Source organism: Actinophytocola sp. (genome assembly GCF_035634895.1).
Classification (GTDB): Bacteria; Actinomycetota; Actinomycetes; order Mycobacteriales; family Pseudonocardiaceae; genus Actinophytocola.
Genome location: NZ_DASQCC010000006.1, coordinates 1 through 19,412, shown reverse-complemented (window position 1 = coordinate 19,412; position 19,412 = coordinate 1). Strand labels below are relative to the sequence as shown.

The 19,412-nt window shown below is 69.2% G+C and carries 16 protein-coding genes and 1 tRNA gene; 13 read left to right on the top strand and 4 right to left on the bottom strand.

The window, feature by feature from the left end:
• The first annotated feature begins 67 nt into the window (after positions 1 to 67).
• The 7 genes from VET29_RS01350 (at position 68) to VET29_RS01320 (ending at position 10,747) form a co-directional block, all read left to right on the top strand.
• Positions 68 to 2,425, top strand: coding sequence for a sodium-translocating pyrophosphatase (locus VET29_RS01350; RefSeq protein ID WP_324913468.1), 2,358 nt, complete (start codon positions 68 to 70; stop codon positions 2,423 to 2,425).
• 19 nt (positions 2,426 to 2,444) lie between these two features.
• Entirely contained in the window at positions 2,445 to 3,044 is a 600-nt protein-coding gene (locus VET29_RS01345; RefSeq protein WP_324913466.1) for a hypothetical protein, read from the top strand.
• Between the two features lie 113 nt (positions 3,045 to 3,157).
• Complete coding sequence (locus tag VET29_RS01340; RefSeq protein WP_324913465.1) at positions 3,158 to 3,742, top strand: hypothetical protein; 585 nt, start codon at positions 3,158 to 3,160, stop codon at positions 3,740 to 3,742.
• A 165-nt stretch (positions 3,743 to 3,907) separates the two neighbouring features.
• Complete coding sequence (topA, locus tag VET29_RS01335; protein WP_324913463.1) at positions 3,908 to 6,691, top strand: type I DNA topoisomerase; 2,784 nt, start codon at positions 3,908 to 3,910, stop codon at positions 6,689 to 6,691.
• 206 nt (positions 6,692 to 6,897) lie between these two features.
• A complete protein-coding gene (locus VET29_RS01330) occupies positions 6,898 to 7,374 on the top strand; it encodes a hypothetical protein (RefSeq protein WP_324913461.1) in 477 nt (158 codons plus the stop codon).
• A gap of 86 nt (positions 7,375 to 7,460) precedes the next feature.
• Entirely contained in the window at positions 7,461 to 9,533 is a 2,073-nt protein-coding gene (locus VET29_RS01325) for a dTMP kinase (protein ID WP_324913459.1), read from the top strand.
• Positions 9,534 to 9,550: 17 nt separating this feature from the next.
• Positions 9,551 to 10,747 carry a DNA polymerase III subunit delta' gene (locus VET29_RS01320; protein ID WP_324913457.1) on the top strand — a complete coding sequence of 399 codons (1,197 nt, stop codon included), beginning with the start codon at positions 9,551 to 9,553 and terminating at the stop codon, positions 10,745 to 10,747.
• Positions 10,748 to 11,024: 277 nt separating this feature from the next.
• Here VET29_RS01320 and VET29_RS01315 read toward each other — a convergent pair whose 3' ends face one another.
• The gene (locus VET29_RS01315) at positions 11,025 to 12,869 is read right to left on the bottom strand and encodes a hypothetical protein (RefSeq protein ID WP_324913455.1); all 1,845 of its coding nucleotides are present in this window, start codon (positions 12,867 to 12,869) and stop codon (positions 11,025 to 11,027) included.
• 90 nt (positions 12,870 to 12,959) lie between these two features.
• Here VET29_RS01315 and VET29_RS01310 point away from each other — a divergent pair.
• A tRNA-Thr gene (locus tag VET29_RS01310) sits at positions 12,960 to 13,036 on the top strand.
• A gap of 100 nt (positions 13,037 to 13,136) precedes the next feature.
• Here the strand turns inward: VET29_RS01310 and VET29_RS01305 are convergent.
• Positions 13,137 to 13,355, bottom strand: coding sequence for a hypothetical protein (locus tag VET29_RS01305; RefSeq protein WP_324913453.1), 219 nt, complete (start codon positions 13,353 to 13,355; stop codon positions 13,137 to 13,139).
• A 468-nt stretch (positions 13,356 to 13,823) separates the two neighbouring features.
• Between VET29_RS01305 and VET29_RS01300 the strand changes: the two genes are divergently transcribed.
• From VET29_RS01300 to VET29_RS01290, 3 genes are read left to right on the top strand one after another with little or no spacing between them, the layout of a single operon-like run.
• A complete protein-coding gene (locus tag VET29_RS01300; protein ID WP_324913451.1) occupies positions 13,824 to 14,594 on the top strand; it encodes a class I SAM-dependent methyltransferase in 771 nt (256 codons plus the stop codon).
• A gap of 39 nt (positions 14,595 to 14,633) precedes the next feature.
• Positions 14,634 to 15,701 carry a threonine aldolase family protein gene (locus tag VET29_RS01295; RefSeq protein ID WP_324913448.1) on the top strand — a complete coding sequence of 356 codons (1,068 nt, stop codon included), beginning with the start codon at positions 14,634 to 14,636 and terminating at the stop codon, positions 15,699 to 15,701.
• A gap of 4 nt (positions 15,702 to 15,705) precedes the next feature.
• Positions 15,706 to 16,224: a gamma carbonic anhydrase family protein gene (locus VET29_RS01290; RefSeq protein WP_324913446.1), complete on the top strand. Its 519-nt coding sequence runs from the start codon at positions 15,706 to 15,708 to the stop codon at positions 16,222 to 16,224.
• Here the strand turns inward: VET29_RS01290 and VET29_RS01285 are convergent.
• Both VET29_RS01285 and VET29_RS01280 read right to left on the bottom strand, forming a co-directional pair.
• Positions 16,221 to 16,988 carry a GNAT family N-acetyltransferase gene (locus tag VET29_RS01285; protein ID WP_324913444.1) on the bottom strand — a complete coding sequence of 256 codons (768 nt, stop codon included), beginning with the start codon at positions 16,986 to 16,988 and terminating at the stop codon, positions 16,221 to 16,223. The genes VET29_RS01290 and VET29_RS01285 overlap by 4 nt on opposite strands.
• Positions 16,989 to 17,019: 31 nt before the next feature.
• Positions 17,020 to 17,787 (bottom strand): class I SAM-dependent methyltransferase, encoded by a 768-nt coding sequence (locus VET29_RS01280; RefSeq protein WP_324913442.1) that lies wholly within the window; start codon positions 17,785 to 17,787, stop codon positions 17,020 to 17,022.
• Positions 17,788 to 17,862: 75 nt separating this feature from the next.
• Between VET29_RS01280 and VET29_RS01275 the strand changes: the two genes are divergently transcribed.
• Complete coding sequence (locus tag VET29_RS01275) at positions 17,863 to 18,282, top strand: 50S ribosomal protein L11 (RefSeq protein WP_324913440.1); 420 nt, start codon at positions 17,863 to 17,865, stop codon at positions 18,280 to 18,282.
• A gap of 354 nt (positions 18,283 to 18,636) precedes the next feature.
• On the top strand, positions 18,637 to 19,412 hold a 776-nt coding region (gene glyA, locus VET29_RS01270; RefSeq protein WP_324913437.1), incomplete at its 3' end, for a serine hydroxymethyltransferase.

Sequence of the window (19,412 nt, the reverse complement as noted above, 5' to 3'; positions counted from 1 at the left end):
GGGCGAATGCGGCGGTCCTCGGCGATCGCGGAAAACGCGCCACGTTCAGGCAGACCCAGGAGGACAGATGTCCTGGCAGTATCTAGCGGCGGAAGGCGGTCCAACGCTGACCGGCGGTGATCGCGGCATCGTCGTCGTGGTCGCCGTGATCGCTCTCGCCGCCCTGGCCGTTGGTTACGTGCTGCTCAAGGAGGTGCTGGCCGCTGGCCAGGGCACCGCCAAGATGCAGGACATCGCCAAGGCCGTGCAGGAGGGCGCCGGCGCGTACCTGAAGCGGCAGCGCAACACGCTGACGATCTTCGGCGCGATCGTGTTCGTCGTGCTGTTCTTCCTCCCCGCGGACGGATGGGGTGACCGGATCGGCCGCTCCCTGTTCTTCATCGTCGGGGCGGTGTTCTCGTTCTCCATCGGCTACCTCGGCATGTGGCTCGCCACGCAGGCGAACCTGCGGGTCGCCGCGGCAGCCCGCGAGCAGGGCGGCCGGGAGACCGCCATGCGCGTCGCGTTCCGCACCGGTGGCGTGGTCGGCATGTGCACCGTGGGCCTCGGCCTGTTCGGTGCGGCGATCGTGGTGCTGGTCTACGCGGGTGACGCACCGAAGGTGCTCGAGGGCTTCGGCTTCGGCGCCGCGCTGATCGCGATGTTCATGCGTGTCGGCGGCGGCATCTTCACCAAGGCCGCCGACGTCGGCGCGGACCTGGTCGGCAAGGTCGAGCAGGGCATCCCCGAGGACGACCCGCGCAACGCCGCCACCATCGCCGACAACGTCGGCGACAACGTGGGTGACTGTGCCGGCATGGCCGCGGACCTCTTCGAGTCCTACGCCGTGACGCTGGTCGCCGCCCTGATCCTGGGCTCCACCGCGTTCGGCGCGCAGGGCCTGCTGTTCCCCCTGATCGTCCCCGCGCTCGGCGCCGTCACGGCCGTGGTCGGCGTCTACCTGACCCGCGCCAAGGTCGGCGAGAGCGGCCTGACCTCGATCAACAAGGCGTTCTACATGTCGGCGCTGCTGTCGGCGGTGCTGTGCACGGCCGCGGCGTTCATCTTCCTGCCGAACTCGTTCTCCGACCTGGACGGCGCGGCCGACGGCAACATCGCCGGCAGCCCGGCGGTCATCGCGACCGTGGCCGTGATCATCGGCATCGTGCTGGCCGGCATCATCCTGTGGCTGACCGGCTACTTCACCGGCACCGACTACAAGCCGGTCAAGGACGTCGGCAACTCCTCGCTGACCGGCGCCGCGACCGTGATCCTGTCCGGCATCTCGGTCGGCTTCGAGTCCGCGGTCTACACGGCGGTGGTCATCGGCGCGGCGGTGTACGGTGCGTTCCTGCTGTCCGGCTCGCTGTTCGTCGCGCTGTTCTGTGTGGCGCTGGCTGGCACCGGCCTGCTCACCACGGTCGGCGTCATCGTGGCCATGGACACCTTCGGCCCGGTCTCCGACAACGCGCAGGGCATCGCCGAGATGTCCGGTGACGTCGAGGGCGAGGGCGCGGCGATCCTGACCGAGCTCGACGCGGTGGGCAACACCACCAAGGCCATCACCAAGGGCATCGCGATCGCGACGGCCGTGCTGGCCGCGACCGCGCTGTTCGGCTCGTACATCAACGCGATCCGCGATGCGTTCGGCGAGGCGCTCAAGCTGCCCGCCGACGCGCTGGCGAAGGTCACGAACGCGGACCTGTTCGCGTCGAGCGACCCGGACGGCCAGGCGTTCGTCGGCCTGGTGTTCAGCCCGAACGTGCTCGTCGGCGTCGGTATCGGCGCGGCGGTCGTGTTCATGTTCTCCGGTCTCGCGGTCAACGCCGTGTCCCGCGCAGCGGGTGCGGTCGTGTACGAGGTGCGGCGGCAGTTCCACGAGAACCCGGGGATCATGGAAGGCACCGTCCGGCCGGAGTACGGCCGCGTGGTGGACATGGTCACCCGTGACTCGCTGCGCGAGCTCACCACTCCGGGCCTGCTCGCGGTGCTCGCGCCGATCGCGGTCGGCTTCGGGCTCGGCACCGGTCCGCTGGCCGGCTACCTGGCCGGCGCCATCGCCACCGGCACGCTGATGGCCGTGTTCCTGGCCAACTCCGGTGGGGCGTGGGACAACGCGAAGAAGCTGGTCGAGGACGGCCACCACGGCGGCAAGGGCTCCGAGGCCCACGCGGCCACCGTCATCGGCGACACCGTGGGTGACCCGTTCAAGGACACCGCCGGCCCCGCGATCAACCCGCTGATCAAGGTGATGAACCTGGTCTCGCTGCTGATCGCCCCGGCCATCGTTACGCTGTCCGTGGGCTCCAGCGAGAACGACGCCGTGCGAGTGGTCATCGCGATCGTCGCGGTGATCCTGATCGTCGCCGCCGTGTTCGTGTCGAAGCGGCGTGGCACGGCGATCGCCGAGAACCCGGCTGAGGCCGTCGCCAACGGCGCGGCCTGACAACCTCGAGAGGAATTCAATGAAACGGCTGACCACGGTCGCCGCGGTACTGCTGGCTCTCGTCGCCGCGGGTTGCGGTGACAAGGGGAACGACGGTGGCTCGTCCACCGGCGCCTCCAACACCAACTCCAGCAGCAGCTCGGACGGCGGCGACGCCACCGCCTGGGCCGACAAGGTGTGCACAGGGCTCAAGGACGACATCTCGGCGCTGACGACCACACCCGAGATCGACCAGAGCAACCCGCAGTCGGCCAAGGACGGCCTCGTCGCCTACCTGGCCAAGCTGGAGACGTCGCTCGACGGCATGGCCAGCGCGGTTTCCGACGCCGGCACCCCGCCGGTCGACGGCGGCGAGGAGGCGGTCAACAAGTTCCTCGACCAGATCTCCACCGCCAAGGACTCGGTGACCAGCGCCAAGTCCAAGATCGAGGCGGCGCCGGTCAACGACCCCGCCGCTTTCCAGGCCGCGGCCGCCTCCGCCACCCAGGACCTGCAGGCCCTGAGCAGCATGGGTGACCCGACGGCCAGCTTCTCGGAGAGCAAGGAGCTCGACGCCGCCTACAACAAGGCGAAGAGCTGCCAGGAGCTCGAGGACTCGGTCTCGTCGCCGACCTCGTAGGCCCTGGTTGACACGTGTATGGCCCCATGGGCCCGGCCTCGCGCCGGGCCCATGGTCATTTCGGTACCACCCGTCTCTGGCCCAGATCGAACGGGTGTTCTATCCTTGGCCGGGTGGCGCAGCTCTCCTTCTACTCCGCCGAGGCCAACCGGCCGCATGCCGGCGACCTCGCCGGTCTGCTGTGCTGCCAGGGCCAGCTCGCCGAGTTCGCCAGGACCGCGGCGCGCCTGACGCTGCCGCTGGAAACCCGCTGGCGGGTCCGGGCCGTCCGTCTGGCGCTGGCCGAGCGTGGCATCGAGACCACCCCCACGATCGACGAAGAGGGCACGCACGGGGTGCGCACCGCCTTCCGCGCCGACCTGCTCCCGCTGGCCGACGACTGGACGAAGGAGGGCGAGAAGTTCGCCCCGTCCGGACTGACCCTCGATGGCGGAGCGTTACGACTGTGGGTGCTCGCCGCCGGCAGCTGGCTGGGTACGAACTACCTACTCGGCCTGGATCCGGCCGCGCCCGACACGTACGACACAGTGAGAGGGGCGCTCGGCAACGCCGGGCTGCCCGCTACCCTGCATGGTGTGGGCCTGCGGATTTCCGGTCGGCGACGGCTGGGCAGGCTCGCTGAGCTGGTCGGTAGCCCCCCGTCGGGAGACGCGGAGGAACACTGGCCGGCGGTATCCGGGGTGCGGAGAAGCGCGTAGCCGTGCTACCCAGGTAACAGAGCGAGCTTGTGTGGCGACAAGTGTCTGACGTTCGCTTCGCGAGCTGTGCGAGGTGTGCTGCGGGGCACCTGGGGGTAGGTATCACAGTGTGCAACGTGCACACTAGCGAGCTGAGAACAGGCTCGGACTGGAGAGCGGGACGGCGTGGCAGGGTCTAACGGGACGAAAAGGAGCGGGTCGGCGGGAGCCGAGCCGCGGCGGCTGGTGATCGTCGAGTCGCCTGCGAAGGCGAAGAAGATCGCCTCCTACCTCGGCCGGAACTTCGTCGTGGAGTCCTCCCGCGGCCACATCCGCGACCTGCCCCGCAAGGCGGCCGAGGTGCCGGCGAAGTACAAGGGTGAGTCCTGGTCCAACCTCGGCGTCAACGTCGACAACGGCTTCGAGCCCATCTACATCGTCACGCCGGACAAGAAGGCGACCGTCACCGAGCTGAAGGAAGCCCTGAAGACGGTCGACGAGCTCTACCTCGCGACAGACGGCGACCGCGAGGGCGAGGCCATCGCCTGGCACCTGCTCGAGGCGCTCAAGCCGAAGGTGCCGGTCCGCCGGATGGTCTTCCACGAGATCACCGAGTCGGCCATCCTCGCCGCCGCGGACAACACCCGCATGCTCGACCAGGACCTGGTCGACGCGCAGGAGACCCGCCGCATCCTCGACCGCCTGTACGGCTACGAGGTCAGCCCGGTCCTGTGGAAGAAGATCACCCGCGGCCTGTCCGCCGGTCGTGTGCAGTCCGTGGCCACACGCATCGTCGTGGACCGCGAGCGGGAGCGGATGAAGTTCGTGCCGGCCTCGTACTGGGACATCTCCGCGAAGCTCGACGCCGGCGCGGAGGCCGAGCCACGCACCTTCGGCGCCCGGCTCGTCCAGATCGACGGCGGCAAGCTCGCCACCGGACGCGACTTCGGCCCGGACGGCCGGCTCAAGGCGGCCTCGAGCCAGCCGCTGGTCCTCGCCGAGGCCGACGCGCGGCGTCTCGCCGACGCGCTGACCGGCCAGGACATGCGGGTCGCGTCGGTCGAGGAGAAGCCGTACACCCGCAGGCCGTACGCGCCGTTCATGACCTCCACGCTGCAGCAGGAGGCCGGCCGCAAGCTGCGCTTCGGCTCGGACCGCACGATGCGGGTGGCGCAGCGGCTGTACGAGAACGGCTACATCACCTACATGCGTACCGACTCCACGACGCTGTCCGAGACGGCGATCGCGGCGGCCCGCGCGCAGGCCCGTGAGCTGTACGGCGACGCGTACGTCTCGCCGCAGCCCAGGCAGTACACGCGGAAGGTCAAGAACGCCCAGGAGGCGCACGAGGCCATCCGTCCCGCCGGCGAGGTGTTCCGCACGCCGGGCCAGGTCGCCGGTGAGCTGGAGACCGACGAGTTCCGCCTCTACGAGCTGATCTGGCAGCGCACGGTCGCCTCCCAGATGGCCGACGCACGCGGCACGACCATGAGCGTCCGCATCGTCGGGACCGCGCAGTCCGGCGAGGAGTGCACGTTCGCCGCGTCCGGCCGCACGATCACCTTCCCCGGCTTCCTGCGGGCCTACGTCGAGACCGTGGACACCGAGGCGGGCGGCGAGGCGGACGACGCCGAGCGCCGGCTGCCTCAGCTGGTCAAGGACCAGCCGCTGACCGCGACCGAGCTGAACCCGGACGGCCACACGACCTCGCCGCCGCCGCGCTACACGGAGCCGAGCCTGGTCAAGGCCCTGGAGGACCTCGGCATCGGCCGCCCGTCGACCTACGCCTCGATCATCAACACCATCCAGGACCGCGGGTACGTGTGGAAGAAGGGTGCCGCGCTGGTGCCCTCCTGGATCGCGTTCTCGGTGGTCGGCCTGCTGGAGCGGCACTTCGGCCGGCTAGTGGACTACGACTTCACCGCGGCGATGGAAGACGAGCTGGACCGCATCGCCTCGGGTGAGCAGCAGCGCACGACGTGGCTGTCCGGCTTCTACTTCGGCGGCGACATCGGCCCCGAGGGCTCGGTCGGACGTGACGGCGGGCTGAAGAAGCTGGTCGGCTCGGGCGTGGACACGATCGACGCCCGGGAGATCAACTCGATCCCGCTGTTCCCCGACGAGCAGCAGCGGCCCGTCGTGGTGCGGGTCGGCCGGTACGGCCCGTACCTGGAGCGCGACGGCGACGGTCCGGACGGCGCGGCGAACCCGCAACGGGCGAACCTGCCGGAGGACCTGCCGCCGGACGAGCTGACGCTCGAAATCGCGGAGAAGCTGTTCTCGACGCCGGTCGAGGGTCGCACGCTGGGCACCGACCCGGCGACCGGCCACGAGATCGTCGCGAAGGAAGGCCGCTTCGGGCCGTACGTGACCGAGGTCCTGCCGGAACCGGAGGACGCCAAGGCGAAGAAGGCCGCCAAGCCGAGGACGGGCTCGCTGTTCAAGTCGATGTCGATCGAGTCGGTGTCGCTGGAGGACGCGCTCAAGCTGCTGTCGCTGCCACGCCTGGTCGGCAAGGACCCGACGAGCGGCGAGGAGATCACCGCCCAGAACGGTCGCTACGGGCCGTACCTCAAGAAGGGCACGGACTCCCGGTCACTGGCGAACGAGGACGACATCTTCACGGTGACGATCGACGACGCGGTGAAGCTCTACGCGGAGCCGAAGCGCCGTGGCCGGCAGGCCGCCGCGTCGGCGCCGCCGCTGAAGGAACTGGGGAACGACCCGGTGTCGGGCAAGCCGATGGTGGTCAAGGACGGCCGGTTCGGCCCGTACGTGACGGACGGGGAGTTCAACGCCTCCCTGCGGAAGTCCGACAGCGTCGAGGCGCTGACGGACGAGCGCGCGGCCGAGCTGCTGGCGGAGAAGCGCGCGAAGGGGCCGGCCCCGAAGCGCGCCACGACCCGCAAGACCACGGCGGCCCCGAAGAAGGCCCCGGCCAAGAAGGCTCCGGCCAAGTCGAAGTCGTGACGTCACCGGGGGAGCCGGGTCCTCCGGTAGGGCCGAGTCGGGTGGGCTCTTGCTCACCAGCAACGTCGGTGTGACGTTGCTCATGCTCGGTCCGCTCTTGGTCGACGTTCGCACGAGTCTCGCGGCCCGGCAGGTTTGTCTCGCCCGGCGACCCGATGCCTCCTAGTCTGGTATCAGACGCACACAGTGACGCACAGGGAGTCGAGATGGCGAGCTGGAACCACGACGGTACCCAGGACCCGGGCCCGCCGCCGCTGATGAACGACCCGCTGTCCGGCCTGGTCACCGGCGGCAGGTACGACGGCGAGGCGGTGCGCATCCGCGTCGTCGAGCCCGCCAAACCGGACATCGAGGCGGTCCGCACGGCCATGGAGTCCATGCTCGACGAGAACTCCGAACTGCGGGTCAACCTGCCCGGCCTTCCCGCCTCGGCGCCCGCGCCGGTGCCCGCGCCGGCCGGTAAGACCCCGCCGCCGACGCCGCCCGCCGGCATCCCGGTGCGCGCGGCCCGCACGGGATCCGCGCCGCTCGAGATCCCCGCGCAGCGCGGTGTTCCCCGGCCGCCCCGAAAGCGGTGGTCCCCTGGTCTGGTGGCGGTCGGGTCGTTACTGCTGGTGATGGCCGTGCTCGTGATCGTGATGCTGGCCAGCCTGATCGACGCGATCTCGTCAATCTTCAGCTGAACCCTCAGCACTCTCAGGTTGGCCGCGCTACGTTACCCGCGCGTTCTGGTTACCCTGAGGGCGCGGGGATTCGTGGGGAGGACGGGGTGGCGGGCATAAGCGGGGGTGCGACGAACGCTTCCATCACACACCGGGCGCGGAGTGTGCTGGCGATTCGTGCCTTCCGTCGGCTCTGGGGCGTCACCTATCTGTGTAGCGTTGGTGACTGGTTGTCACTGCTCGCGTTGGCCGGTCTCGTCACGAAGCTGATGAACGAGGACTACCAGCTGCGGAGCTTCGCCTTCGCCGGTGTCGTCCTCACGCAGCTGCTTCCCGGCCTGCTCTTCGCCCCCATCGGCGGCATCCTCGCCGACCGGTTCGACCGCCGCAAGATCATGGTGATCTGTGACGTGCTGCGCTGCGGGCTGTTCGTCTCGATCGCGATCGTCGGCTCGCCGCTGTGGTTGTTCATCGGCAACTTCCTCGTCGGCTGCTGCGCACTGGTGTGGATCCCGTCCAAGGACGCGGCGGTGCCGAACCTGCTGCGCCGCGCGGACCAGGTCGAGACCGCGAACCAGCTCAGCCTGGTGATGACCTACGGCCTCGCGGTGATCAGCGGCGCCGGCCTGTACGCGGCGATCACCGGCATCACCACGAACCTGAACATCCAGCCCGACTCGGACGGCCTCGGCATCGCCAAGATCATCCTGGTCATCAACGGCCTGCTGTACCTGACCAGCGCGATCCTGGTCGCGACCAGGATCCCCGAGCTGTCGCTGCGGAACACCCCACTCGCCAAGGCACGCAGGGCCGACGAGGAGGCCAAGAAGAGCGCCGGCGAGAAGCAGGGCTTCGTGGCGATGGTCCGCGACGCGGCCCGGTTCGTCCGGACCACGCCGCTCGTCCGGGGGCTGCTGATCGGCATGGTCGGCGCGTTCGCGGCGGCCGGCGCGCTGATCGGCTCCGCGCGGATGTACGCGGACAGCCTGCGTGGTGGCGAGTCGACGTTCGGCCTGCTGTTCGTCGCCATGTTCATCGGGCTGGCCACCGGCATGGCCGGCTCGCCGAAGCTGGCACAGCGGCTGCCGCACAACCGGATGTTCGGCATCGCGATCGTGCTGGCCGGCATAATTCTGGTGCTCGTGGCGCTTTCCCCCCACCTGATCGTGTCGCTGATCACCGTGGTGATGGTCGGCGCGTGCGCGGGCGCGGCGTTCCTGACCGGGGTGACGATCATCGGCACGCAGGTCGAGGACGCCATCCGCGGGCGCATCAACGCGATCTACCAGTCGCTGCTGAAGATCATCCTCGCCGGTGCGATGGCGCTGACGCCCGTGCTGGTCGGACTGGTGAAGGCACACAAGGTCACCGTGTGGGGCCGGGAGATGACGATCGACGGCACCCGCCCGGTCCTGCTGGTGGCCGGGCTGATCGCCGCGCTCGTCGGCGTGGTCGCCTACCGGCAGATGGACGACCGCCGCACCGAGCCGATCCTGGCCGACCTGCTGAACGCCATCCGCCGCAAGCCGCGCCGGCTGACCGGCCTGCTGATCGCGGTCGAGGGCGACACGGTCGCGGACACGTCCGTACAGGCAAGCCTGCTGACCGACTGGCTGAAGCGGCCGGGGCAGAAGGAGGTCGTGCTCGCGACCGACCCGACCCTGGACGACGAGCGGTTGCAGTCCGTGCTGTCGGGTGCCCAACTCGCCGGCGCCCGGGCCCACGCGCTGGTCGCGGCGGCGGTCCGGGCGGACATCGTGGAACGGCAGATCAGGCCGGCGCTGGAGCGTGGCGCGCTGGTCGTGATGGAGCGGTTCGTGGACAGCCCCCTGGCCCACCTGTCCGCCGCGGCGGGCCTGGACCCGGCGGAGCTGGAGGGCCTGGCGGACTGGGCGACCGCCCGCCTGCGCCCCGACGTGACGATTCTGCTGGACCGCGACCCGAGCACACTGGACAGCGAGCGGTCCCGCCCACCGGAGCACCACTGGCACGTGCAGAAGGTGCTGGCGGAGTTGGCCGCGGCCGACCCGGACCGCTACGTGGTGGTCGACGCGGACGGCACGCCGGAACAGGTGGCGGTGCGCGTGCGGATAGCCGTGCAGACCGCGTTGGCCGGCCGCAGGGAGAGCAGCCTGCTGCCGAGCGATAGCCTCGCACCGGTAGAGGTCCGGGCGACCTAGGTTCGGAGGCAGTTGGTTTGAGCACCGTGTGGTCGCAGGTCGTCGGGCAGCCGGAGGCCGTGGAGGTGCTCAAGGCCTCGGCGGCGGTGGCGGCGTCGATGGTCGACGGCACGTTCGCGGGCGGCTCGTCGTCGGCCGTCGCGCATGCGTGGCTGTTCACCGGCCCGCCGGGCTCCGGCCGCTCGGTGGCCGCGAGGGCATTCGCCGCGTCGTTGCAGTGTGAGACGGGTGCGGGGTGCGGTTCGTGCGCGGGCTGCAGGACCGCGATGGCGGGCACACATGCGGACGTGCATGTGGTCGTCCCGGAGGGCCTGTCGATCTCGGTGGCGGAGATGCGCGCGCTGGTGCAGATCTCCGCGCGCCGCCCGACCGGCGCGCGCTGGCAGGTGGTCATCATCACCGACGCCGACCGCCTGACGGAGGGCGCGGCCAACGCACTCCTGAAAGCGGTGGAGGAACCCCCGGACCGCACGGTGTTCCTGCTGGCGGCCCCGTCGGACCACCCGGAAGACGTCCCGCTGACGATCCGCTCCCGCTGCCGGCACCTGGGGCTACGCACTCCGGCGGCCCCGGCCATCGCCGAGGTCCTGCGGGGACGCGATGGCATAGAGCCGTCAATGGCAACGTGGGCGGCGTCGGTATGCGGTGGTCACGTGGGGAGGGCCCGGCGCCTGGCAACGGACGAGGCAGCCAGGACCCGCCGGGAGCAGGTGTTGAGAATCCCGCTGAACCTACGCCGCCTGTCAGATGTCTTCGACTGCGCGGACGATCTGGTAAGAGCAGCGGAAGCGGACGCGAACGAAGTAAGCGGCACTCGCGACGAGGCGGAAAAAGAAGCGCTGAAAACCGCCATGGGCCATGGCGGAACGGGAAAAGGCACGGCCTCGGCGACAAGAGGAAGCGCAGCGGCGATAAAGGAACTGGAACGCCGCCAGAAAAGCCGAGCCACCAGAACCCAACGCGACGCGATCGACCTGGCACTGGTGGACCTCGCCGGCTTCTACCGAGACGTCCTGGTCATCGCCAGCGGCAGCACGGCGACCCTGACCCACCCGGACCGCGAACGCGACTCCCGGCAGGCGGCGACCATGTGGGCCCAGGACTCGACGTTGCGCCGCCTGGAAGCAGTCCTGGCCTGCCGAGAAGCCATGGAGCTGAACGTCAAGCCAAGAATCGCCATAGAAGCAATGCTGACAACCCTGCACTACGGCTGACCCATTTTCTTGATCAACGCCAACACAGATGGTTGCGTAGGCAGCCCCCACCCGAACCCGGGGGCGGCCCCGATGCCCATTCTACCGGCTGGCACTGACGAAACCCCTGGTCGCCGGCGGCTGTGGATAACGTTCACCCGGTGAGTGCGAACGAAAGGGACACTCGTGCGTGTTCTTCGTCAACTGGCCTCGCGCGGTGCGCGGAACCGACTCGCGGACGGCGTGACCGTGAACGAATGCTCCACAGGTCCTGCGTGCGCCGGCCTCGCGAAGGTCCCTAGCTCCGCTCGGTGTCGGGGCTTTCCGTGTCGTCAGCGGTCTCCGCGTTCGACTCGGCCGCGTCCTTCTCGGCCTCCGGCTGCTCCGGCATGTCGGTTTCCTGGGCCTCGGCCGGCGCCACTTCCTCGGCCGGCGCATCGGTCGCTTCGGCTTCGGAGTTGGAACCGTCAGCAGGCACTTCGCCAGGTTCGTCCGCCGCGTCATCAGCGCGCTCGTCCAAGTCCGGCTCAGGCTCGTCGTCCACATCGCCAGGACCCAGCGGCGCCAACGTCCGCAGTCCAGGCATTGCCGCCACCAGCACGACACCGATCAACAGCATCGCCGTCCCGGCCCAGAACAGCGGGATCGTCTTGTAGGCCATCGTCGTGTACGCGAGTTGGATCGGTGCCTTGCCCTGCGGCTGAGGCGTCGGCGGCGCGGCCGGCTGCTCCGAAGTCCGGCACACCACCCCGCCGGCCGGCGCGTACGCCCGCGCCACCTGCTCGCCCAACGCCACCTGTGCCAGCGCCGACGGCAGGTTCGGCAGTCCCAGCGCCTGCGTCGGCAGCACCTGCAGGTCCAGCATCCGCGCCGTCGCGCCAAGCTGGTAGCCCTTGAACGGCGACGTCATCGGTGCCCCGCGCTGGTCGAGCTGTGCCACCCCCAGCCGGATCACGCCGAGGTCCAGCCGTTGGAGGGCCGCCGTGGCAGGCTGACCGTTCGCCAGCAGTCCGCCGATGATCGGCAGGTTCGGCGCACCCGTCGCGAGCGGGATCCCGACCGGGATGTCGATCTTCGGGTTGGCCGCGTCCAGCTGCCCCAGAGGCTTTCCGCCTTGTTCGACGGCCAGCACCGGCGCCGTGTACCGCACGGACGACGTCGCCTGGTCGCCGGTCGACGTCACCTGCAGCGTCGGCTGGCTGACCACCCTGATCTGGATCTCGAACGGCGTCCCCGCGAGCAGCTTCAGGTTCGCGACCTGCATGGTCGACGTCGACTGCACCGCCTTGTTCGCGGAGCCCGGGATGTCCACCAGCCGCACCACCGACCGCGCGGACAGCGTGTTCTGCAGGCTGACCAGCGACCCCGTGCCGTTCGCGGCCGGCTTCGCGCCGCCCGACAGTGCCCCGCCCAGCGTGCTCAACGGGCCGGCGAACTTCTTCAACCCGTTGACGATCGCCTGGTCGGCGTTCGGGTCGAGCGGCGAGTCGAACACCCCGGTCAGGTCGTTCGTCGACGGCAGGGTCGGAATCGCGTTGAGCAGCGAAAGGCTCGCGACCTCGGTGGTCGCGTCACTGATCGTGCCGACACACGGCCCGGCCGTGTCGCTCCACCGGGCGTGCACCTGCCCCTGGAGAGCGGTCGCCCGCACCAGCGAGTCAAGCGGAGTAGCCGGCAACGACAACCCACCGTGCACCGGCTCCGGATTGTCGGGCGACGCGGTCTGCGACAGCGCCCCAGGCGCCTGCGGACTGCCACCCTGCACGGCGATCCCACCGGGCGCCGCCTGCGCGATCGAGTGCTCGAACGAGAGGTAGGCCTCGGAGTTGACCTGCGCCGAAGCAAGCCCGAACCCCAGCTCAGCGGCCGACTGCCTGGGGAGCTTGTCCTCGAGCCCCGGCTGGATGGTCTTCGTCGGCACCGAGTTGGGCAGGATCCGCACGATCCCCAGCCCGGTCCCGGCATCACCGACGGCATGCCCGGATGGCACCGGCCCGGTAGGCGAAGACATCCCCGGCGAGGCCGGGTTGGTGGGAGTTGGGATCGGCGTAGTCGGCGGCTGCGCACTCGCCGGGACCGCCGAGAAGCCCACGACCAGCCCCGCGAGCCCCACCGCCGTCGCGACCAACAACCGTCCGCGCATGCTTCCCTCCTCGACAGCACCCGTCCTCTGTTAACGACCCCAGTCCCCGCAAGTGACGCCGAACGCGCCAGCTACACTATGACCCGTCTCGCCGCCTTAGCTCAGTCGGCCAGAGCGGCTCACTCGTAATGAGCAGGTCAAGGGTTCGATTCCCTTAGGCGGCTCCAGGCGAAGCGCAGGTCAGGCCCCGTCCACAACATGTCGGACGGGGTCTGACCTGCGTCTGAGGGACTAATTGGGTGACTAATCGAGTGGGTGCGTGTGCGATCAGGCGACCGGGCTGACCGGTGGCTGTTGCGCGGCCCGCGCTGCCTGTCCGAAGTCGTACCCACAGCTCTTGCACTGCAGTTGCCCGCGCTTGACGGTGCGACCGCATGCCGGACAGTCACGGGTCTTGCGTCTCGTGATCAGCCAGAGGACGCCGAGGATGACGTCAGCGGCGACCCACAGCCCGACAACCAGCCCGACGCCTATCGCCGTGCCCACGTTCTCGGCTGCCTCGCATGCGGCGCGGTCGAGGCTTCCGCAGTCGGCCGTGGAGTTGTTGCTGGCAATGCCAGTGATAATCCAAATCAGGAAAAGCGCGTTGATGACGAGGATAATCCAGGTAAAAAACGCGAAAGCGTGGAAAATGCATATGGGAACTTTCTCCGAGGAGCGCCCTTGATCCGAAATAGTCGTGCAAGGACTAGTCCTTTTCGGAGTATGCGCTCTTCCTGTGGCTGTGGCAACCATCTGCGCGAGTCGGTTTTGTTGATATCAATGAGTGGCGGCGCGAACCCGTTGAGAGCCACGAGTCGCGCGCGGAACCATCGGCGAATCACCCGTTGGCTTTAGGTCGTGTCACCCGGATGGCTGTTAGCCGGTTTTTCCGTGTTGCCAGGCGTACGTGATCAGGTTTGATGATGCTCGACCACACCGCCGGCACGGCTATCGACGACGTGAGGCTTGGACATGCAGGAGAAGGATGCCCTGACCACCGCCGAGTTGTGGGATCAGATCTGGTCGGTCCATGACGGCAGCGACAGTCCTCGCCTCAGGACGCGGTTGGCCTCGGGGCGCGCTTGGAACCGTCTTCTCGAGAGTCTGCTCGACGCTCCGCAGTCGAACGGCAGCCTCGACGTGCTCGAACTGGGGTGCGCGCCGGGTGCCATGATCACGCAGTTGCACGCGCTCCGGCCGCAGCACCGTTATCGCGGCCTCGACATCAGTGCTGCGGGCCTGAGGGTGGCCCGTTCGCGGCTGCGTGAGGCAGGTATCGATGCCGAGCTACTCGAAGGGGACGTGCGAGACGCCGACCTTCCCGGCGCGGATCTCGTCGTCTCGTTCGGTCTCGCGGAGCATTTCGCTGACCCGGCCGCGGCGATGCGATACCACCGGCGTTTCGTGAAACCGGGCGGGATGGTGGCGGTCACCGTGCCGAACTACGCGAATCCGTTGATCGTCCGGCTTCTGCGGAGGTTCAGTCCGGAAACGCTCGCAACACACAACCTGGCCATCATGTCCGTCGAGAACATCCGCGAGGCGTCGCGTGCGGCGGGTTTCGTCGACGTCGTCTCGGGGCGGTCCGGCTACGCCGTCATACCGAATTCCAGGCCACGTCCGGGACCGGTAGGGACCGCCTACCGGTTTGTGACCCGCGCGTGGAATCTGGCCTCGGGTGTTCTTCCCGAAGGCGTGCCCTGGGCGTCCTCCATCTGGGCAACCGGGGTCAACCCGGACTGACGGCACGTACGAACAGGCGCTTGGCCCTACGATCACCAGGTGGCTGAACAGGACATTCGCCGGTCGTTGGTGGCGCACGCGCACCTGCGTCGACGGCCGCACATCATGTTGCGACGGATGCTCGACCGGGTCGCGCCCGACACACCGCTCGTCGGGGCCGACGCGCCCATGACCCAACTCGAGACACGACTGGCCGAGTTGCTCGGCGAGCCACGCGCCCTCTTCTTCCCGACCGGGACCATGGCTCAGCAGGTCGCCCTCCGCATCCATGCCGAGCGGACCGGGCGCCTCACCTTCACCGCGCATCCCACCAACCACCTCGACATGTGGGAGCAGCGTGGGTACGCGGCGGTGCACGGCCTGCGCTACCAGCCCGCCGGTGACGCCGAGCGGCCGCTCACCCTCGACGACCTCCGGCAGGTCGCCGAGCCGGTCTCGACCCTGCTGATCGAGCTGCCGCAGCGGGAGATCGGCGGGCCCCTCCCCAGTTGGGACGACCTCAACGCCCAGGTCCAGTGGGCCCGGGACCGCGGTGCCGCCGTGCACCTCGACGGCGCTCGGCTCTGGGAGTCCCAGCCCTTCTACGACCGCCCGCACGCCGAGATCGCCGCCCTCTTCGACACCGTCTACGTCTCCCTCTACAAAGGCCTCGAAGGCGTGCGTGGCGCGGTCCTCGTCGGGGACGCCGACACCATCGGGCACGCCGAGGTCTGGCGGAAGCGCCTCGGCGGTGAGATCCCGGACGCGTGGCCGCTGGCCGTCGCCGCCCTGATCGGGTTGGAGGACGTGCTGCCGCGGATGGCCGCGTTTCGTGACCACGCCGTCGCGATCGCCGGAGCACTCGTCGCGAACGGGGTGACCGTCGTGCCCGCGCCGCCGCAGACGCCCATGTTCCACGTGCTCCTGCCGGTCGACGTGGCGGCCGCCACCCGGGCGCGGGACGAGCTGATCGCCGAGCGGGGTGTGCAGGTGTTCAGCCACGCGAGTCCCGAGTCGGTGCCCGGGCGGTGCCGGTTCGAGCTCACGGTCGGCGAGAACGCGATGGATTTCACCCCTGCCGAGGTGGCCGAGTTGATCGACGAACTCACCCGGCGGGCCTTACCGTAGCCCGGTGCCCCTGTTCTCCTTCGAAGGTAAGACGCCCGACGTTCACCCGGACGCGTGGATCGCGCCAACCGCGACGCTCATCGGTGACGTGACGGTCGAGGCCAACGCCTCGGTCTGGTACGGCGTGGTCATCCGCGCGGACTTCGGTGCCATCGTGATCCGCGAGGGCGCGAACGTGCAGGACAACTCGGTCATCCACGTCGGGATGAGCAGGTGCGAGGTCGGGCCGGGCGCCACGATCGGGCACCTGTGCGTCGTGCACGACTGCACGATCGGCGCCGAGGCGTTGATCGGCAACGGCGCGACCGTGCTCGACGGCGCCGTGATCGGGCCGCGCGCGATGGTCGCCGCCGGATCGGTGGTCACGCCGGGGACCGAGGTGCCGGGGGAAACCGTCGCGTTCGGATCGCCGGCCAAGAGGTTCGTGCCGCTCGCGGGCCAGGCGAAGAAGTGGGTCGACCACAACCCGGAGATCTACCAGCAACTCGCGCGCCGGCACCGGGACGGCATCGAGCCTGTCTAGGGACGCGTGTACGGCACGGTCGTGGTGAGGCGGACGAAGCCCATCTTCTCGAGGATCGGCCGGCTGGTCGGCAGCGCGTCGGTACGCAGGTAGCGGTGGCCGCGGGCGCGCGCGAGTCGGGCCCGGTGGCTGACCATGGCACGGTAGATGCCCTTGCCGCGCCACTCCGGCAGCGTGCCGCCACCCCAGAGGCTCGCGAAGTCCGTGCCGACGTGGAAGTCCACCCGAGCCGCGCACACCGGCTCGTCGCCCGCCAGCGCGAGCACCGGACCGACCGCGCCGGTGTGCAGGCGCTGTCGCATGCTGTCGATCATCGGGGTGTGGTCGCCGCCGAACACCGCGTCGTGCACGGCCTTCACCCTGAGCAGATCGTCCTCATCGGACACATCGACGATCCGAATTCCTTCTGGGGACGGGAAATCCGGCACGTCATCGACGTCGGCGACCATCAGCGCCTCCTCCTCGCCCGGCGCCAGACCGGCGGCACGCAGGCGGTCCGGCAGGTCGGCGGGCTCGTCGTAGGCGTAGTACTTCCATTCGACGGCACGGTTCCGCTCGGCGAAGTACCGCAGCTGCTCGGCGATCACCTCGTCCGCGTCGGACTCGTTCAGATCGGACCACTCGATGCCGGACCAGCCGTCCGGGTTCGGGCTGACGCAGCGGATCACCGGCCCGACGCGCTCGAACGTGCCACCGTCCAGAGTGGGCCGCACGACGTTGCGGAGCTGGCGGTCGAACGCCGCGAGGGTGGCTGCGTGGTCCATGCCCACCATCGCAGCATCGGTGTCAAGTGAGTTACTTACGTGCCACGACAAGCAGGTGCGAGGTGGCGCCGAGGACGTCCGGCTCCCGCTCGGTGCGTTCGATCAGTTCGAGCAGTACGGTGCGGCTGTCCGCCTCGGCGAGGCGGTCCGCGAGGTCCGGTACCCACTGGGCCATGCCTTCGACCGCCAGCAGGTCCACGAGCGTGAGCCCGGCATCGGCGACCTCGGCCGCTATCTCGGACGGTCGGTGGAAATAGCAGGTCGTGAAGCCGTAGCGGAGGTGCTGCGTGCCGCGGCGGGTGCCGGTGGCCAGGTCATCGCGGAGCATGGGGAGAACGGCCGGGGCGTCGAGCAGGTCGCGCAGCATCCAGTCGTACATCGACGCCCACCGGCTGATGACGGCCGCGACGACGAGGTCACGCGTGACGCGCCGGGCTTCGGCGAGGGCCTGGACCCGGTCCGCGCGGTCCACCAGGTGGTAGAGCGGCCCGAGGAGCAGCACGGCGTCCCGGCTGCCGTCGGACTCGCGAAGCTCCCGCGCGTCACCGAGAACGGCCTCGATTCCCTTGGCACGCGCGGAGTCCACATGCCGCGGCACCGGATCGACGAGCTTCACGTGGTGGCCTTCGCCGGCGAGCCAGGTCGCGTAGACCCCGGAAGCGCCGCCCACGTCAAGGACACTGGCGTCCGGCGGCAGGCAGCGGCGTAGCAAAACCTTGGTGCGTAACAGTTCTAGTGAGTCGGTCAGCCGGGTCTCCTCGCCGCCCCGGTCGTAGTACTCGCGGATGTCGGCGTCCATGCGGGGACGGTAGCCGGGGTGGTCGGAAAAACGCACTTGAGTTTCACGTAACGTCAGTTTCTAGCGTTCGTCGTTATGGCACAGAAACAGAAGTTCCAGGTGACGCTCGAACTGCCGGCGGGCGAGGCGCCGATGGTCGACCTCGGCAAGATGCTCGGGCAGACCGGCGTGAACCTGGTCGAGGTCAAGCGTTCCTACGACGCCGCGACGGCCGGCCAACGCGGCGAGGTGGTGCCGGCGGTGGTGACGGTTTTCGATGACCGCACGTTCACGCTGCGCCTGAAGACCCCGCCGACGGCGTTCCTCATCAGAAAGGCGTTGGGCGGCAAGGGATCCGCGCGTCCGGGGCACATCAGCGCCGGCACGCTGACGCGCCTGCAGCTGAGGGAGATCGCCGAGCGGAAGCTCCCCGACCTGAACACCTCGGACCTGGACAAGGCCGCCCGGACAATCGCAGGTACGGCACGGTCGATGGGAGTGTCCATAATGGACTGAAACGGAGTTGTCCACAACCGCTCCAGTTGTCCACAGGCAAGATCATCTTCAGGGTATCCGTCGGGTGATACCGGTAGACTGGCTAGCGGGGTGCCCCCGGGATCGGGTGGGGGCTGCCTGGTCTCCATTCTGGGGCGATTTCGGTGAAATTTCGTTTTCGCAGGTCAGGGGTGTGGCGACGGGCTTCGTGGGCGATGGTGTTAGCGCGCGTTTGCGGGTTACCCGTGAGTAGGTGAGTCGGCAAGGCAGGGTTCGAGTCACCCGCATGGTGGACTTGACAAGGGCCGCGACTCGATGGGGCCGCGCCCCCTCGATACTGTCGGGGCTGCACCGAAGACGATGGAGGCCACCCCGATGCACCAGCCGGCGATTCCCCACCTTGCCGCCGCCGATCCCGAGCTCGCGCAGCTCGTCGAGAGCGAGGCTCAGCGCCAGTTCGAGAAGGTGCGGCTCATCGCGTCCGAGAACTACGTCTCGACGGCCGTGCTCGAGGCGACAGGCTCCGTGCTGACCAACAAGTACTCCGAGGGGTACCCCGGCAAGCGCTACTACGAGGGCCAGCAGTTCATCGACCAGATCGAGAACCTCGCCATCGAGCGGGCGAAGGCGTTGTTCGGTGTCGACCACGTCAACGTCCAGACCTACTCCGGGTCGCCGGCCAACCTCGCCGTCTACCTGGCGCTCGCGCAGCCCGGCGACACCATCATGGGCATGGCCCTCCCGGCCGGCGGTCACCTCACCCACGGCTGGTCCGTGTCCGCCACCGGCAAGCTGTTCCGCGCCGTCCAGTACGGCGTGCGCAAGGACACCGGTCGCATCGACCTCGACGAGGTCCGTGACCTGGCTCTCAAGGAGCAGCCGAAGCTGATCTTCTGTGGTGGTACGGCCATCCCGCGCACGATCGACTTCCCCGGGTTCGCGGAGATCGCCAAGGAGGTCGGCGCCGTGCTCGTCGCGGACGTCGCGCACATCGCCGGGCTCATCGCCGGTGGCGCGCACCCCTCACCCGTCGGGCACGCCCAGATCGTCTCCACCACCACGCACAAGACCCTCCGCGGCCCGCGCGGCGCGATGCTCATGTGCGACGAGCGGCACGCGAAGGCCATCGACAAGGCCGTGTTCCCCGGACT

Coding starts and splice junctions, on each gene's coding strand:
- VET29_RS01350 (WP_324913468.1), top strand. CDS start 68: ATGTCCTGGCAGTATCTAGCGGCGGAAGGCGGTCCAACGCTGACCGGC.
- VET29_RS01345 (WP_324913466.1), top strand. CDS start 2,445: ATGAAACGGCTGACCACGGTCGCCGCGGTACTGCTGGCTCTCGTCGCC.
- VET29_RS01330 (WP_324913461.1), top strand. CDS start 6,898: ATGGCGAGCTGGAACCACGACGGTACCCAGGACCCGGGCCCGCCGCCG.
- VET29_RS01315 (WP_324913455.1), bottom strand. CDS start 12,869: ATGCGCGGACGGTTGTTGGTCGCGACGGCGGTGGGGCTCGCGGGGCTG.
- VET29_RS01300 (WP_324913451.1), top strand. CDS start 13,824: ATGCAGGAGAAGGATGCCCTGACCACCGCCGAGTTGTGGGATCAGATC.
- VET29_RS01285 (WP_324913444.1), bottom strand. CDS start 16,988: ATGGACCACGCAGCCACCCTCGCGGCGTTCGACCGCCAGCTCCGCAAC.
- VET29_RS01280 (WP_324913442.1), bottom strand. CDS start 17,787: ATGGACGCCGACATCCGCGAGTACTACGACCGGGGCGGCGAGGAGACC.
- VET29_RS01275 (WP_324913440.1), top strand. CDS start 17,863: ATGGCACAGAAACAGAAGTTCCAGGTGACGCTCGAACTGCCGGCGGGC.